17 protein-coding genes and 1 rRNA gene (1 of these 18 only partly in view) are annotated in these 16,901 nt (G+C 45.1%); 16 read left to right on the top strand and 2 right to left on the bottom strand.

Going from position 1 to position 16,901, the window contains the following annotated elements:
* From CCC70_RS11470 to pgeF, 9 genes are all read left to right on the top strand, one after another.
* Positions 1-1,908 (top strand): 23S ribosomal RNA (locus CCC70_RS11470) (it extends 979 nt beyond the left edge of the window).
* 324 nt (positions 1,909-2,232) lie between these two features.
* Positions 2,233-2,931 carry an energy-coupled thiamine transporter ThiT gene (locus CCC70_RS11465; protein ID WP_118369128.1) on the top strand — a complete coding sequence of 233 codons (699 nt, stop codon included), beginning with the start codon at positions 2,233-2,235 and terminating at the stop codon, positions 2,929-2,931.
* Positions 2,932-3,254: 323 nt separating this feature from the next.
* Entirely contained in the window at positions 3,255-4,130 is an 876-nt protein-coding gene (locus tag CCC70_RS11460; RefSeq protein ID WP_173775398.1) for a methionyl aminopeptidase, read from the top strand.
* A 138-nt stretch (positions 4,131-4,268) separates the two neighbouring features.
* Entirely contained in the window at positions 4,269-4,616 is a 348-nt protein-coding gene (gene rplS / locus CCC70_RS11455; protein ID WP_015525316.1) for a 50S ribosomal protein L19, read from the top strand.
* A 96-nt stretch (positions 4,617-4,712) separates the two neighbouring features.
* Entirely contained in the window at positions 4,713-5,321 is a 609-nt protein-coding gene (gene lepB, locus CCC70_RS11450) for a signal peptidase I (RefSeq protein WP_287084865.1), read from the top strand.
* A 42-nt stretch (positions 5,322-5,363) separates the two neighbouring features.
* Entirely contained in the window at positions 5,364-6,221 is an 858-nt protein-coding gene (gene ylqF, locus CCC70_RS11445; protein ID WP_015525314.1) for a ribosome biogenesis GTPase YlqF, read from the top strand.
* Complete coding sequence (locus tag CCC70_RS11440; protein ID WP_287084864.1) at positions 6,221-6,976, top strand: ribonuclease HII; 756 nt, start codon at positions 6,221-6,223, stop codon at positions 6,974-6,976. The genes ylqF and CCC70_RS11440 overlap by 1 nt, the downstream gene beginning before the upstream one ends.
* A gap of 45 nt (positions 6,977-7,021) precedes the next feature.
* Entirely contained in the window at positions 7,022-7,381 is a 360-nt protein-coding gene (locus CCC70_RS11435; RefSeq protein WP_186582607.1) for a YraN family protein, read from the top strand.
* An 18-nt stretch (positions 7,382-7,399) separates the two neighbouring features.
* A complete protein-coding gene (gene pgeF / locus CCC70_RS11430; protein ID WP_022426627.1) occupies positions 7,400-8,245 on the top strand; it encodes a peptidoglycan editing factor PgeF in 846 nt (281 codons plus the stop codon).
* On the opposite strand, the gene CCC70_RS11425 is transcribed toward pgeF, so the two are convergent.
* Positions 8,232-9,404, bottom strand: a complete 1,173-nt coding sequence (locus tag CCC70_RS11425; protein WP_015525311.1) for a ribose-phosphate pyrophosphokinase — start codon at positions 9,402-9,404, stop codon at positions 8,232-8,234. The two genes, pgeF and CCC70_RS11425, sit on opposite strands and share 14 nt — an antisense overlap.
* Positions 9,405-9,548: 144 nt before the next feature.
* Between CCC70_RS11425 and CCC70_RS11420 the strand changes: the two genes are divergently transcribed.
* The 4 genes from CCC70_RS11420 to CCC70_RS11405 are packed head-to-tail and all read left to right on the top strand — an operon-like array spanning position 9,549 to position 13,903.
* On the top strand, positions 9,549-10,934 hold the full coding sequence (locus CCC70_RS11420) for a DUF512 domain-containing protein (RefSeq protein WP_118369140.1): 1,386 nt from the start codon (positions 9,549-9,551) through the stop codon (positions 10,932-10,934).
* Positions 10,897-12,222: a ribosome biogenesis GTPase Der gene (gene der, locus CCC70_RS11415; RefSeq protein ID WP_015525309.1), complete on the top strand. Its 1,326-nt coding sequence runs from the start codon at positions 10,897-10,899 to the stop codon at positions 12,220-12,222. The genes CCC70_RS11420 and der overlap by 38 nt, the downstream gene beginning before the upstream one ends.
* 4 nt (positions 12,223-12,226) lie before the next feature.
* Complete coding sequence (plsY, locus tag CCC70_RS11410; protein ID WP_287082746.1) at positions 12,227-12,874, top strand: glycerol-3-phosphate 1-O-acyltransferase PlsY; 648 nt, start codon at positions 12,227-12,229, stop codon at positions 12,872-12,874.
* A gap of 12 nt (positions 12,875-12,886) precedes the next feature.
* The gene (locus tag CCC70_RS11405; protein ID WP_287084863.1) at positions 12,887-13,903 is read left to right on the top strand and encodes an NAD(P)H-dependent glycerol-3-phosphate dehydrogenase; all 1,017 of its coding nucleotides are present in this window, start codon (positions 12,887-12,889) and stop codon (positions 13,901-13,903) included.
* A 154-nt stretch (positions 13,904-14,057) separates the two neighbouring features.
* On the opposite strand, the gene CCC70_RS11400 is transcribed toward CCC70_RS11405, so the two are convergent.
* Positions 14,058-14,885 carry an aldo/keto reductase gene (locus tag CCC70_RS11400; protein WP_022426672.1) on the bottom strand — a complete coding sequence of 276 codons (828 nt, stop codon included), beginning with the start codon at positions 14,883-14,885 and terminating at the stop codon, positions 14,058-14,060.
* Positions 14,886-15,231: 346 nt separating this feature from the next.
* Here CCC70_RS11400 and CCC70_RS11395 point away from each other — a divergent pair, with 346 nt between their 5' ends.
* The 3 genes from CCC70_RS11395 to CCC70_RS11385 all read left to right on the top strand — a co-directional run bounded on the left by CCC70_RS11395 (position 15,232) and on the right by CCC70_RS11385 (position 16,828).
* On the top strand, positions 15,232-15,624 hold the full coding sequence (locus CCC70_RS11395) for a hypothetical protein (protein WP_015525305.1): 393 nt from the start codon (positions 15,232-15,234) through the stop codon (positions 15,622-15,624).
* Between the two features lie 64 nt (positions 15,625-15,688).
* Entirely contained in the window at positions 15,689-15,871 is a 183-nt protein-coding gene (locus tag CCC70_RS11390) for a CooT family nickel-binding protein (protein WP_021975843.1), read from the top strand.
* A gap of 24 nt (positions 15,872-15,895) precedes the next feature.
* A complete protein-coding gene (locus tag CCC70_RS11385; protein ID WP_287084862.1) occupies positions 15,896-16,828 on the top strand; it encodes a methylenetetrahydrofolate reductase in 933 nt (310 codons plus the stop codon).
* The last annotated feature ends 73 nt before the right edge of the window (positions 16,829-16,901 follow it).

Raw genomic sequence — 16,901 nt, 5'->3', positions numbered from 1 at the left:
CTGCACGAGATAAGTTGGGCGGTCAAAAGGGAAAGAGCCCAGACCTACAGTTAAGGTCCCAAAGTGCGCGTTAAGTGGAAAAGGATGTGGGATTTCGAAGACAACCAGGATGTTGGCTCAGAAGCAGCCATACATTCAAAGAGTGCGTAATAGCTCACTGGTCGAGAGGTCCTGCGCCGAAAATGTCCGGGGCTGAAACGCGCCACCGAAACTAAGGAATCTGAAAAGATTGGTAGAGGAGCATTGCATGCGGGAAGAAGCAGTACCGGAAGGAGCTGTGGACTGCATGGAAGAGAGAATGCCGGAATGAGTAGCGAGATAGAGGTGGGAATCCTCTAGGCCGAATATCCAAGGTTTCCAGGGTAAAGCTGATCTGCCCTGGGTGAGTCGGGACCTAAGGTGAGGGCGAGAGCCGTAGCCGATGGACAACAGGTTGATATTCCTGTACTGCAGTATGACAGAACTGTGGGGACACGTAAGGAGAGCGGGAGCCGGGAATGGAAAGCCCGGTACAAGCGAGGTACCAGTATGGTAGGAAAATCCGCCATGCAATGGGAAGACGTGATGTGGAGCGAAGATTAGTAGCGAAGCCCGTGAGCCATGCGTCAAGAAAAGCCGCTATCGTTCATATTGTACCCGTACCGTAAACCGACACAGGTGGATGAGGAGAGAATCCTAAGGCCGGCGGAAGAAGTATTGCCAAGGAACTCGGCAAAATGGCCCCGTAACTTAGGGAGAAGGGGTGCCTGCGAGAGCAGGCCGCAGAGAATAGGCTCAAGCAACTGTTTAGCAAAAACACAGGTCTATGCGAAACCGAAAGGTGAGGTATATGGGCTGACGCCTGCCCGGTGCTGGAAGGTTAAGAGGAGAGGTTAGACGTAAGTCGAAGCTTTGAATTTAAGCCCCAGTAAACGGCGGCCGTAACTATAACGGTCCTAAGGTAGCGAAATTCCTTGTCGGGTAAGTTCCGACCCGCACGAAAGGCGTAATGATTTGAGCGCTGTCTCGGCAATACATCCGGTGAAATTGAAGTGCCAGTGAAGATGCTGGCTACCCGCGCCAGGACGGAAAGACCCCATGGAGCTTTACTCCAGTTTGGCACTGGGGTCCGGTGTTGCATGTACAGGATAGGTGGGAGGCTGAGAGATAGTGACGTCAGTTGCTATGGAGCCGCTGTTGGGATACCACCCTTGTGATATTGGGCTTCTAACCAGCCGCCGTGATCCGGCGGTGGGACAATGCCAGGCGGGGAGTTTGACTGGGGCGGTCGCCTCCGAAAGGGTATCGGAGGCGCCCAAAGGTTCCCTCAGAATGGACGGAAACCATTCGAAGAGTGCAAAGGCAGAAGGGAGCTTGACTGCGACACCGACGGGTGGAGCAGGTACGAAAGTAGGGCTTAGTGATCCGGTGGTATTAAGTGGGAATGCCATCGCTCAACGGATAAAAGCTACCCTGGGGATAACAGGCTTATCACTCCCAAGAGTTCACATCGACGGAGTGGTTTGGCACCTCGATGTCGGCTCATCGCATCCTGGGGCTGTAGTAGGTCCCAAGGGTTGGGCTGTTCGCCCATTAAAGCGGTACGCGAGCTGGGTTCAGAACGTCGTGAGACAGTTCGGTCCCTATCCGGCGTGGGCGTAGGATATCTGAGAGGAGCTGTCCTTAGTACGAGAGGACCGGGATGGACGGACCGCTGGTGGACCGGTTGGCTTGCCAAAGCCATGGCCGGGTAGCCAAGTCCGGAAGGGATAAACGCTGAAGGCATCTAAGCGTGAAGCCCCCCTCAAGATGAGATATCCCATTCTTATGAAGTAAACCCCCTTGAAGACGACGAGGTAGATAGGGCAGAGGTGGAAGTGTGGTAACACATGGAGCTGACTGTTACTAATCGGGTGAGGGCTTGACCAACAAGCCGAGGAAACGGGGATACCCCCCGCTGTAGTATCGGTACGCAGGTTAAATTTGATTCAAAAAGTTTGATTAACCGTCAACAAAGCATGTATGTAGTTTTTAAGGTACAAAGGGAAAGAGGAAAGCAGGAGAAAAATCAGTACATGGATTTTTCTCCTGTTTTTATTATATATAATCATACATCTCCCACCATTTACATCTCTTTTTCCATATGCTACAATAGGTAAGACCAAAGGAGCCTGACCAGGCTGTGAGGAGGTGCAGGCTTTGACCTTTGAACTTGATTTGGGCAATTTAATCGTAAGGAGGAAAGAAAAGAGTATGTTTAATTTTCTTGTGACTGCCGAAGGCGGTCTCACAACGGCAGGATATGCCGTATCTGTTATTGCAGTCCTGATTTTGATAATTCTGGTAGCAGTATTACTTCAGAAAAACACATCTGCATTAAAATTTACCACACAGCAGCTGGTTACCTGTGCAGTAGCATTGGCACTTGCATATGTAACTTCCTACATTAAGATATTTAAACTGCCATTTGGCGGATCTGTGACCTTGTTCAGTATGTTGTTTATTGTTCTGATCGGTTACTGGTATGGCATTAAGGTAGGAATTCTTACCGGTCTTGTATATGGGATTTTTCAGTTCCTCCAGGAGCCATATGTCCTTTCATTTTTTCAGGTATGCTGTGATTACATTCTGGCATTTGGAGCCATGGGACTTTCCGGATTATTTACAAAATCCAGAAAACATGGTCTTCTTAAAGCATACATAATAGCAATTCTGGCAAGAGGGGCATTCCATGCGCTTGGCGGATATCTTTACTGGATGGATTATATGCCGGATAATTTTCCGAAGTCTCTGACAGCTTTGTATCCGATCATTTATAATTACAGTTATATTCTTCTGGAAGGTGTACTGACGATCGTAGTGATTTCTATTCCGGCAGTATCCAGTGCACTTGGGCGAATACGAATAATGGCAACTGGTGGAAACCGACAATCTGCAGCCACCGAAAAATAATTAATACAGACACATAAATAAAAAAGATCGTTCAAGCTACTACGATCTTTTTTTATTGAAAAATCACAAAAAGTTATATAAAACAAACCAAAAACACAAAGAATACTTTTCACTTAAAGAAAGTTGTGCTATGATAATCAGGCGGAATAATTTCCCATTCAAACGGATGAATGCAAGTCCCCGCCCACAGTTTATTGCTTCTTGCAACCACATAGGAGACTTCTTTGATTCGGTTAAAATATTACAGACAGATATAACATATCTGAACATATAAAATACAAAAGAAAAAGCAGCCATACAGTTGCGAAAAGGAGGAGAAAAAGATGTCTAAGAAAATCGAACGAAACGATCCCTGCTGGTGTGGAAGCGGAAAAAAATATAAAAAATGTCATGAAGCATTTGATGAAAAAATGGAACTCATGAAAAAGAAGGGGTATGCAGTTCTTGACCATGATCTGATCAAGACACCTGCACAGATCGAGAAGATCAAAGAGAGCTGCAAGATCAATGTTGCAGTTCTTGATTATGTTGCAGAGCATATCGGACCAGGCGTGACGACACAGCAGATTGATGACTGGGTACATGAAGAAACAGTACGTCATGGCGGAATTCCGGCACCACTTAATTATGAAGGTTTTCCAAAAAGCGTATGTACATCTATCAACGAGGTAGTATGCCACGGAATCCCGGATGAAGAAATTGTCTTAAAAGAAGGTGATATTGTCAATGTAGATGTATCCACCATTTATCAGGGATATTTTTCTGATTCCTCCCGTATGTTCTGTATTGGACAGGTAAGTCCGGAGAAGGAGAAGCTTGTCCGTGTGACAAAAGAATGCATAGAGCTTGGCCTTGAACAGGTAAAACCATGGACACCGATCGGAAATATGGGAAGTGCTGTACACAAACATGCAGTGGAAAACGGCTATACAGTTGTGAAGGAAATTGGCGGACATGGTGTAGGTCTTGAGTTTCATGAAGATCCATGGGTAAGCTACACATCTAAGGAAGATTCAGGTGTACTCATGGTACCCGGAATGATCTTTACTATTGAACCAATGGTCAATATGGGATCTGATGAAATCTATACAGATGAGATCGATGACTGGACAGTGAGGACAGAGGATGGTCTGCCATCGGCACAGTGGGAGATCATGGTCCTTGTCACAGAAACAGGACATGAGGTCCTTTGCTGGTAAAAGCCATCGAAAATCCGGAAAAAAAGTCCTTGCAATGAGAAGTTATCTAGTGTATAATCACATATGTTGTGATAAAAGATGGTCCTCTGTTACCATATGTGTATTAAGAACATCCAGTATAATTAAGGAGAGAAAGAAATGAACGAAATTATTAAGAACATTGAGTCCGCTCAGCTGAAAGCTGAAGTACCGCAGTTCCGCGTAGGAGACACAGTAAGAGTACACGCACTGATCAAAGAGGGAACACGTGAGCGTGTTCAGATCTTCGAGGGTACAGTACTTAAGAGACAGGGTGGAAGCACAAGAGAGACTTTCACAGTAAGAAAGAGCTCCAACGGTGTTGGTGTTGAGAAAACATGGCCGCTTCATTCCCCACATGTAGTTAAGGTTGAGGTTATCCGTCATGGTAAAGTACGCCGTGCGAAACTGAACTACCTGAGAGATCGTGTAGGTAAAGCAGCTAAGGTTAAAGAGCTTGTAAAATAATTTCATAAGTAAAGGGGCAGGGACAATAACATTTGCTATTGTCCCTCTTTTTACATCAGTGCGTATGCGTGTAAAAGCACATACAGGGGATAGAATATGGGATTAAATAAGAAGATAAATATTGAAAATCTGAAGGAAAACAGAGCTGTTTCCGAAGCAAGGGAGAAGCTTCGTGATGACAGGACAAGAGGAATCGTGAAATGGGTGTTTGAAATTATTGTGACCCTGGTTTTTGCTGTGCTGGTTGCAATTTCTGCATTTCAGACTGTGACATTGCAAGAAAGTGCCATGGAACCCACGTATTCTGTAAGTGAAAAGTTTTTTGTAAACAGGGCTTTATATAAGGTCAGTTCACCAAAACGTGGAGATGTGATCGTTTTTAAAACAAGCGCCAGTGACTCGGCAGCCCTACATATCCGACGTGTGATCGGCCTTCCCGGGGAGACTGTTCAGGTTAAAGACGGGAAGATCTATATCAACGGCAAGGTTTATGAAGAAAACGGAGCTTATCAGGATATGACAGATGGAGGACTTGCAAATAGTGCTATAACTCTGGAAAGCGGGGAATATTTTGTCCTTGGTGATAATCGCAATAACAGTGAGGACAGCCGCTTCAGCGATATCGGAAATATCAGTAAGAAGTACATTATCGGGAAAGTTTGGTTTACAGTTTCCCCGAAAAATAAAATAGGTTTTATAAAATAGATCAAAGTAAACAGATTAAAGTACAGATAAATGAGGTGAATTATGAACGTACAGTGGTATCCAGGCCATATGACGAAGGCGAAGCGTCAGATGCAGGAAGATATCAAGCTGATCGATCTGATCATTGAGCTTGTAGATGCAAGAGTTCCTCTTTCCAGCCGAAATCCGGATATTGATGAGCTGGGAAAAAACAAGGCGCGTATGATCCTTCTCAACAAAGCAGATCTTGCCGATGAGAGACAGAACCGTGCCTGGATGGAATATTTCAAAGAAAAAGGAATCTATGCGGTAAGTATTGATTCCCGCAATAAGGGATCTATGAAGGCCGTTTCTGCGGCAATCACAGAGGCATGTAAGGAAAAGACGGAGAGAGACCGGAGACGAGGAATCAAAAACCGTCCGGTACGTGCGATGGTTGCAGGAATCCCTAATGTTGGAAAATCAACATTTATCAATACCTTTGCAGGAAAAGCCTGTGCCAAGACCGGTAATAAACCAGGAGTTACAAAAGGAAAACAGTGGATACGTCTGAATAAAAGTGTGGAGCTTCTGGATACCCCTGGAATTCTCTGGCCGAAATTTGAAGATCAGGAAGTTGGAATGCGTCTTGCCTATATCGGTTCGATCAAGGACGATATTCTGAACATCGAAGAACTTGCCCTGGGTCTGATCGGATATCTGCAGGAGTTTTATCCGGCAGCGATCAGAGAGAGATACAATGTAGAAGAAGAGCTGAAACCGCTGGATATCCTTACTGCAGTTGCGAAAGCAAGAGGATGTCTGAAAAAGGGCGAAGAGCTTGATTATGAGAAAGCATCCCGTCTTTTGCTGGAAGAATTTCGTTCCGGAAAATTGGGAAAAGTGACTCTGGAGTTTCCAAAAGGACCGGAGGAAGCGTAATGGAAACAATGAAAGATATCAAGGCGCGTTTTGCGTCAGCGAAGGAGGGCGAATATAACGCCCTTTTTCGTCATTATGAAAATGATGAGAGAAGCGGTGTACAGAAACTGATCCAGCAGTATCACAAAAAGCTTCAGGCTCTGGAGGATGAGCGTGTACGTACAGAGAGCATGAAGAAATATGAACATGAATATGAGCATCTTGGATATCTTTGCGGGATCGATGAGGTGGGAAGAGGTCCGCTTGCCGGACCGGTAGTCGCCTGTGCGGTGATCCTTCCGAAAGACTGCGATATTTTATGGCTGAATGATTCTAAAAAGCTTACAGCTAAGAAGAGAGAAGAATTGTACGATGTGATCCTGGAGGGAGCAGTTTCTGTTGGAATCGGAATGGCAAGTCCGGAGAGGATTGATGAGATCAATATCCTGCAGGCAACCTATGAGGCAATGCGTCAGGCAGTGAGCAGGCTTTCTGTACAGCCACAGCTGCTTTTGAACGATGCGGTTACCATACCGGAAATCCAGATTCCGCAGGTACCCATCATCAAAGGTGATGCAAAAAGTGTATCCATTGCGGCAGCAAGTATTGTTGCCAAAGTGACCAGAGACCGGATGATGGAAGAATATGATAAGGTTCTTCCGGAATACGGATTTGCCTCCAATAAAGGATATGGTTCTGCAGCGCATATTGATGCGCTGAAGAAATATGGACCAAGTCCGATACATAGAAAAACGTTTATCACACATTTTGTATAAAAATACTTAAGATACCGACATTAAAAACAGAAAGGTTTTGTTTATCTGAAGGAAAATAGAAGACAGAAGGGAAGCTATTATGAAGGGATTGCTGCAGAGTTCCTGGAAGAAAAGGGGCTGCAGATCAAGGAAAGAAATTTTCGCTGCCGAAGTGGTGAGATCGATCTTGTTGCGCAGGATGGAAGATATCTGGTGTTTATTGAAGTGAAATACAGAAAGAACGGAAAGAGTGGAAGTCCTTTTTCAGCGGTAGGGAGAGAAAAACAGAGGATCATCAGCAAAGTGGCAATGTTTTATCTGATTGCACATGGATACCGGGAGCTGCCTCCCTGCCGTTTTGACGTAGTAGGAATTGATGGAGAGAACATCCACTGGATAAAAAATGCTTTTGATTTTTGCAGTTGAAAGGACTGGTCACATAAGATGAAAATAAAATGGTATAAAGATAAACAGCTAATGAATGTAAATCAGAAGAACAAGGTTACCTGGCTTACATATCCTGCTTTTGAGAAATTTCCCGGGATCGTACATGGCTTCAGTACCCGCCTGGGAGGAGTAAGCCAGGGGATTTATGAATCTATGAACTTAAGCTTCACAAGAGGGGATGAAGAGTCTGCGGTGCGGGAAAATTACCGCAGACTTTCTGCTGCTATGGGATTTTCCATGGAAGATATCGTAACCTCTGATCAGACACACACCACCAATGTACGTGTGGTCACGGAAGAAGACAGAGGAAATGGGATCACAAAACCAAGACCTTATACAGATGTGGATGGAATGATCACCAATGTGCCGGGACTGGTGCTGGCAACGTTTTATGCGGACTGTGTACCACTTTTCTTTATAGATCCGGTACATAGAGCTGTGGGATTATCTCATTCCGGCTGGAGAGGTACTGTAGGAAAGATCGGAAAAGTGACGGTGGAGAAGATGACTGAGGAATTTCAGACAGATCCTTCAGAGCTTTATGCAGCCATTGGTCCTTCTATCTGTCAGGATTGCTATGAAGTCAGTGAAGATGTGATCGATCAGTTTAGAGAGGCGTTTGAAGAAAAATACTGGGATGTGCTTTTTTACAGAAAACCAGATGGGAAATACCAGCTGAATCTGTGGGAGGCGAACCGAAGGATCTTTCTGGATGCAGGCATAAAAGAAGAGCGGATCTCAATGCCGGGCATCTGCACCTGCTGTAATCCGCTCTTTCTTTACTCACACAGGGCTTCTCACGGGAAACGTGGAAACCTGGGAGCATTTATTACTGTTCGTTGACTTTTTTCATGAGATCCATGATCTTTTCGTTGCTGGAACGAACCTTCTCGACAGATACATCATGATTGATGATATCGATGATACTTGCAAGATATTTGCTCATGTTTGCTTCGATATAGTATGGACGGTCAAGAAGCTCAGGAATACGATAGTTAAGGTTGGTTGTGATGACTCTGTCCAGCCAGCCTTTTTCGTAATATTCATCAAATTTGGCTACGCCATCTGTAAACAGACCGTAGGTTGTGCAGACGAATACACGTCCGGCTTTACGCTCTTTGAGCTGACGGGCAACATCCAGCATGCTTTCTCCGGAAGAGATCATATCGTCGATGATGACAACATCTTTGCCCTCTACGGAATCTCCGAGGAATTCGTGAGCAACGATCGGGTTCTTTCCGTTGACAACGGTGGAGTAATCACGGCGTTTGTAGAACATACCCATATCGACTCCAAGGATATTGGAAAAGTATACAGCACGGGACATGGCACCTTCATCCGGGCTGATGATCATGAGATGATCATTGTCAAGCTTGAAATCAGGGACATTTTTGACCAGTGCTTTCAGGAACTGGTATGTGGGGAAAAAGTTATCAAAGCCCTTCAGCGGAATAGAGTTCTGTACACGTGGGTCATGAGCATCAAAAGTAATGATGTTGGAAACACCCATGGCACTTAACTCGCGAAGTGCAAGTGCACAGTCAAGAGATTCTCTCTTGGTGCGTCTGTGCTGACGTCCCTCGTAAAGGAATGGCATGATAACGTTGATGCGGTGTGCTTTACCGGTGGCTGCGGAGATGATTCTCTTCAGATCCTGGTAATGGTCATCCGGAGACATGTGGTTCTCATGACCGCATACGCTGTAAGTAAGACTGTAATTGGTCACATCTACCATGATATAAAGGTCTGTTCCGCGGACAGATTCCTTGATGTAACCCTTACCCTCACCGGTTCCGAAACGTGGGCATTCGCAGTCTACAAGGAAAGATTTTTCTGCATATCCCTGTGGGATGATGGTGGATTTCTTGGCGGCTACAAGTTCTTTACGGAATTTAACCAGCTTTTTGTCAACCTCCTCGGCCAGTTCGCGGCATCCGGCAAGTGCGGCGATTCGGATCGGGGCAACAGGCATAGACTTTTCCAGCAATTCTATGTTTGGCATAATATTCCTCCTAAGTGTATGTCATTAAAAATTCTCAGTCTATTTATAACATCAGACCCACGTGTCAGTCAAGGTGTTTTCTCAAAGTGTTGATTTTTAAGAGCAAAGTTGTTATTATATACGGGATAGAAAAGGGAGATAATGATGAAATTAAGAAAACATATGATTTCCAGGGTGCTGCCCGACAGTATTGCCGAGGAGCTGGGGCTGGAGCCGGGAGACAGACTTGTGTCTGTAAACGGACAGCCTGTGGAAGATGTCTTCGATTACCGGTATCTCATGAATGAAGAGCTCGTGGTGCTTCTGGTAGAGAAGCCTGATGGCGAAGAGTGGGAGCTGGAAGTAGAGAAGGAATATGAGGAAGACCTTGGAATAGAATTTGAGAACGGAGGACTGATGGATGACTATCGCTCCTGTTCAAATAAGTGTATGTTCTGTTTTATTGACCAGATGCCTCCAGGTATGCGTGAGACGCTGTATTTTAAGGATGATGATTCCAGGCTTTCCTTTCTTCAGGGAAATTATGTTACGCTTACCAATATGAGCGAGAAGGATATTGAGCGTGTGATCCGCTATCATCTGGAACCGATCAACATTTCGTTCCAGGCAATGAATCCGGAACTCCGGTGTAAAATGCTGCATAACCGTTTTGCAGGAAAGGCTCTGGATAAGGTGGATATGCTGTACAATGCAGGAATCACCATGAATGGACAGATCGTACTGTGTAAGGGTGTCAATGACGGAGACGAGCTGGAATACAGCCTTGAAAAGCTTTCTGCTTATGCGCCGGTCCTTCAGAGCGTTTCTGTTGTACCGGTAGGACTTACCAAATACAGAGAAGGTCTCTATCCTCTGGAGCCTTTTAATAAGGAAGATGCTGAAAAAGTCCTGGGGCAGATCGAACGCTGGCAGAAGATCATGATGGAGAAATACGGGATCCATTTTATCCATGCTTCAGACGAATGGTATATTCTGGCAGACAGGGAGCTTCCCTGTGAGGATGAATATGATGGATATCTGCAGCTTGAGAATGGCGTGGGAATGCTCAGACTTCTGGAAACGGAAGTAAAAGAAACGCTGGAGGGGCTTTCTGGTGACGACCGTAAGGTGACAGGCAGGATCGCCACAGGAAAACTGGCAGCGCCTTTTATCGCACGCTATATAAAAGAGATCCAGAAGAAATATCCCAATGTGCAGATTTCGGTCACAACCATCGAGAATCGTTTTTTCGGTGAAAAGATCACGGTGTCCGGTTTGATCACAGGGCAGGATCTGAAAGAGCAGCTTTCCGGTCTTGACCTTGGAGAGAAGCTTCTGATCCCATGCAGCATGCTGAAAGGTGATGAGGAGATTTTTCTGGATGACATGACGCTGGAAGAGCTTTCGGAAGCACTGAACACAGAAATTGTAATCGTAGACACAGGAGGACGTGATCTGGTGGAAGCCGTGATCTACCCTCCGGAACATAAACAAACAAGAAGGAGACAGATTTATGAGCAAACCAGTAGTAGCGATAGTGGGAAGGCCTAATGTAGGCAAATCCACTCTGTTTAACGCTCTGGCAGGTGACAATATTTCCATAGTAAAGGATACACCAGGAGTAACCCGTGACAGGATTTATGCAGATGTCACATGGCTTGACAGGACATTTACTCTGATCGATACAGGCGGAATCGAGCCGGACAGCAGCGATATCATCCTCTCCAGAATGAGAGAGCAGGCACAGATCGCCATTGATACGGCAGACGTGATCATTTTTATCACAGATGTTCGCCAGGGTCTTGTGGATTCCGATGCCAAGGTGGCAGATATGCTCCGCCGCAGCGGCAAGCCGGTACGTCTTGTAGTTAACAAGGTAGACAGCCACCAGAAATATATGATGGACGTATATGAGTTTTACAATCTTGGAATCGGAGAACCGATCCCGATTTCCGCAGCTAACAGACAAGGCCTTGGAGATATGCTGGATGAGGTGATCAAAGAGTTCCCGGATAAGAGTGAAGAGGAAGATCAGGATGATATTCCGAAGATCGCCATTGTAGGAAAGCCGAACGTGGGAAAATCTTCTCTGATCAACAAGCTTCTTGGAGAGGAGCGTGTGATCGTATCCAATATTGCAGGAACCACACGTGATGCTATAGACACAAAGGTTACCTGGAACAAAAAAGATTATATTTTTATCGATACTGCAGGACTTCGACGCAAGGGTAAGGTAAAAGAAGAGATCGAGCGCTATAGTGTTATCCGTACTGTGACAGCTGTAGAGCGTGCAGATGTGGTTGTAGTTGTGATCGATGCCTCCGAGGGCGTTACCGAGCAGGATGCTAAGATCGCGGGAATCGCTCATGACAGAGGAAAGGGTATCATCGTAGCGGTAAATAAATGGGATGCCATTGAGAAAAATGACAAGACCATCTACAAGCATACGGAAAAGATCCGTCAGATCCTTTCCTTTATGCCATATGCACAGATCATCTTTATCTCTGCAAAAACAGGTCAGAGACTTCCAAAGCTTTTCGAAAATATCGATACAGTTATCGAAAATCAGACACTTCGTATCCAGACAGGTGTTCTTAATGAGATCCTTTCTGAGGCAGTCGCTCTTCAGCAGCCGCCGTCTGACAGAGGAAGAAGACTGAAGATCTTCTATATGACACAGGTTGCGGTAAAACCGCCGACATTTGTTATCTTTGTCAATGACAAGGAACTGATGCATTTTTCCTATGTAAGATATCTGGAGAACAAGATCAGGGATGCTTTTGGATTTTCTGGAACTTCCCTGAAATTTATCATCCGCGAGCGCGGGGAAAAGGAATAAAAGTATGGAACGTATTATTTGTCTTGTTATCGGTTATGTATGCGGGCTTTTTCAGACAGGCTATATTATTGGAAAAGTCCACAAGACAGATATCAGAGATCATGGCAGCGGGAATGCGGGTACTACGAATGCCTTCCGGACCTTTGGAAAGAAAGCGGGAGCGATCACCCTGCTGGGAGACTGCCTGAAGTGTGTACTGGCTATTGTGATCGTGAGAATGGTTTATGGAAATTCCATGAATGGTCTCCTTCCGCTTCTTACCCTTTATGCAGCATTGGGATGTATCCTCGGCCACAATTTTCCGATTTCTATGGAATTTCGCGGTGGAAAGGGAATTGCTGCTTCTGTAGGCATGATCATTGCTTTTGACTGGCGGATATTTATTGTATGTGCAGTTGTCTTTTTTGCACTGTTCTTTACAACTCATTATGTATCGCTTTGCTCTCTCTGTGCATATGCGGTGGCTTTTATCCTGGTCCTAGTTTTTGGACATATGGGAAAATATGGGATGGATCAGGCGCATACTGTTGAGCTTTATATCGTGATGGCAGTTCTTACAGCAATGGCGTTTTACAGACACAGGGCAAACATTGTAAGACTGTTTCATGGAACAGAGAATAAGGTGTTTTTAAGCAGTAAGAATAAAAAATAAGAGGTAAGATTTATGGCAAAAATCAGCGTACTGGGTTCGGGGAGCTGGGGATTAGCCCTGGCACTCCTGTTGCATAATAATGGCCATGAAGTCCTTCTTTGGTCGGCAAGACCGGAGAATGCCCGGAAACTCCGGGAAAAAAGAGAAAATCCTGACAGGCTTCCGGGGGTGCGGCTTCCGGATGAAATCGATGTCCTGACAGATCTGGAGCGTGCGCTTAAGGATGTGGATGTAACAGTTCTGGCAGTAGCTTCCCCGTATATCCGGAGTACTGCACACAAGATGGCATCGTTTGTATGCAGGGACCAGAAAATCGTCAATGTTGCAAAAGGTATTGAGGAAAAGACACTGAAAACATTCAGCGAGGTGATCGAAGAAGAAATTCCGCAGGGTAATGTAGCTGTACTTTCCGGTCCAAGCCATGCGGAAGAAGTAGGACGCGGACTTCCTACAACCTGTGTGATCAGCGCACATACACAGGAAACTGCGGAATACCTTCAGAGTATTTTTATGAGCCCTGTGTTCCGCGTGTATACAACACCGGATATCCTTGGGGTGGAACTTGGCGGAGCACTGAAAAATGTGATCGCACTGGCAGCAGGTACTGCCGACGGCCTTGGATATGGAGATAATACCAAGGCGGCACTGATCACCAGGGGAATCACGGAAATAGGAAGACTTGGTAAAAAAATGGGGGCGCAGATGGAAACCTTTTACGGCCTGTCCGGGATTGGCGACCTGATCGTGACTTGTGCAAGTAAGCATAGCCGTAATCGAAAGGCCGGATATCTGATCGGCCAGGGATATACGATGGAAGAAGCTATGAAAGAAGTGCAGATGGTTGTGGAAGGTGTTTATTCTGCAAGAGCTGCAAGAGAACTTGCGGAGAAATATGAGGTGGAGATGCCTATCATAACGGAAGTGAACCGCGTACTGTTTGAAGGAAAATCAGCAGCGGAAGCAGTAATGGACCTGATGCTGCGTGATAAAAAAGTGGAAACGCCCATGCTCCCGTGGGAAAATGCGTGAGCGGATCAGTTAAATATTTCCGGGTTTCAGATATGTGAAATGCTAAGCTGGGAATAACAGGATCGCCGTATCAACTGAAAAGAAAAAATAAAAAGATATCTGCCAGAAGATCACTTATGCTCTGACAGATATCTTTTTTGCATTATTATGGAAATTAAAACTGAATATCACGGAGATCTTCTGGAACATGAGAAGTATGCAGATCTTCGTTCAGTGTATCGATGATCGCCATATCTTCATCCTCGATATTGAAGTCAAAGATGTTTCCATTGCTGCGGATTCGTTCCGGGTTAATGGATTTCGGAATGACAGAAATTCCCTTCTGTATTGCCCAGCGAAGTCCAATCTGTGCAGGTGTCCGAGCATATTTGGTCCCCAGAACACACATTACATCATTATCAAAATATGCACCTCTTGCCAGAGGAGCATAAGCCTGTACCTGAATACCGAAAGCCTTGCAGTATTCGATCAGTTCAGCAGGGTAACACAAAGGATGGCACTCGATCTGGTTTACAGCAGGAATAACCCCGGATATCTTACGAAGCTCTTCCAGATGCCGGATATCAAAATTACTGACGCCGATACTTAAAGCACGTCCAGATTCCAGAATGGATTCCAGCTCTTTCCAGGTGCTCAAATAGCAGCCGGGAACCGGCCAGTGTATCAGATAGAGATCTACATAACTGACTTTCAGACGGTCGAGACTACGGGAAAAAGCTCCCTGGACATCGCCGAGACGCTGCGCATTGTTCCAGATTTTGCTGGTGATGAAAAGATCCTTTCTGGGAACTCCGCATTTGGCAATGGCACGTCCAACGCTTTCTTCATTTTTATAAACAGAAGCGGTATCGATCATGCGGTAGCCGGCGGAAATAGCAGAAGTGACTGCTGCTTCGGCCTGTACGTCATCGGGCAACTTGTATACGCCAAGCCCCAGAAGAGGCATTTCTCTGTCGTTGTTCAGAAAAACAGTTTCTTTCAAAATAATTCCTCCTTGTATGTTCTGCTTTCCATGCTTTTGCTATTATAGCACAAAAATATGAAAGAATCACATCAATTATATTACAAAAGTGATAAAGCTTAGAGTTGGACAGACGCGCAGACTGGGTAATAAGTTGTGGTTTGAAAAGACTAACTTCGTTAAAAATGAAACAATCGAGTTAATTTACTGTCAAAGTTTTTGGAAAAATAGGAAAAACAGCATATAATTTTGGCTATATTTTATAATTATTTTCTTGATAATAACAGTGAAAAGATGTATAATAAATTTAATTGATAAATTCTTGTCATGAGAGTGTCCGCCCGGCGGATACAGGAAAGGGGTATTTATGCATTTAATCAAAGATGAGAATGGCAATCTTGTTCAGCATGGACATGCAGACAGCCATGAACATACACATGAGCACACCCATGAGGACGGTGTGACTCACAGCCATACACACAGCCATGCGGAAGGAGATAACCATTGTCATACACACGGTGATGGACACTGCGGTTCCTGCGAGAGCGGTGACTGCAAGAATGAGACTGTAGCACTTCTTACCTACATGCTGCAGCATAACGAGCATCATGCCGCAGAACTTGATCAGATGGCTGACAATCTTAAGAAGCTTAACATGGATGCAGCTGCGAAGACGATCAAAGAGGCAGTTGCAGATTTTCAGAAAGGCAATATGAGACTTGGACTTGCCCTTACACTTGTTAAGGAAGAGTTGAAATAAAAACCGACAGAATAGTTTTGACAGCATAGTGGTTAAATGATGCCACTTATTTGGAGGAATGATTATGTGTCTTGCAACAGTATATAAGGAAGAAGATAATTCTGTGATCTTTAAGAATGTAAGCCGGATCGATGTGGACGGAAATAAATTGATCCTTCGAGATATCATGGGAGATGAGCGCGTGGTAGAAGGCAGTATCCTTATGGTGGATCTTGCAAACAGCATCGTGAAACTGCAGTGTGACTGATACAAATACGTGGAGGGATGATCAATGAAATTATCTGAAGCAATGAGAGAAAAAATGCTGCTTTCCTTTGAACTTTTTCCGCCAAAGACAGAAAAAGGTATGGCAAACCTGCCGGGAACCATTGAACATCTCATGAAGTATAGACCGGAGTATATTTCCTGTACATACGGTGCCGGCGGCGGAAATGTCGGTGCCAACAGGGAAGTATGCCAGATGATCAGGAATGCAGGAACTATTCCTGTAACACACTTCACAGTGATCAAGAACACAAAAGAAGGGATCAGACAGCAGTTGGAACAGTATCTGGCAGATGGCGTTGACCATATGCTGGCACTTCGCGGAGATATTCCACTCGGTGAGACAACAACATGCGGAGACTTCAATTATGCGACAGACCTTGTTAAATTTGTCCGTGATGAATTTGGCAATAAGTTCGAGATCGCAGTAGCCGGTTCACCGGAAGGCCATATCGCATGCAGAAGCTTGGATGCTGATATTGCTGTTTTGAGACAGAAACAGGACAATGGTGCTGATTATATCATGACCCAGCTCTGCTGGGATATGGAACAGTTTAAATACTGGCTGGACGCTATCCGCGAGGCTGGAGTGACAATGCCTGTAGATGTTGGTGTAATGCCGATCCTGGATCAGGCAGCTACCATTAATATGGCTCTTTCACGTAACGGCTGTGTAATGGACAGTGAGCTTTGCAGGCTGATCTCCAGAAACTGGCTGTTCCCGAATCCGTTTAACGCTAAAGATGCTGATGGTAAACCATTTGACATGTTCTATGAGGACAAGGTTAAACGATTCAAAGAAGAAGGAATCGAATACACCATCAGACAGATCGATGAGTATCGCGCTCTTGGTGTTGACGGTATCCATCTTTATGCATTAAACAAATGGAAAGATGTATCCGAGATCATTGACAGATCCGGACTTCGTACACTTATCTAACTATCAACGAAATAAATAAGAATTCCGGCACGATGCGGAGGTGCCAGAACAGTATCAGGCACCTCCCTTATGC

Origin of the sequence: Blautia sp. LMAG:89 (genome assembly GCF_008679485.1) — a bacterium.
In the GTDB taxonomy this organism is placed as follows: domain Bacteria; phylum Bacillota; class Clostridia; order Lachnospirales; family Lachnospiraceae; genus Blautia_A; species Blautia_A fusiformis.
This window is presented reverse-complemented; position numbering and strand designations above follow the sequence as displayed.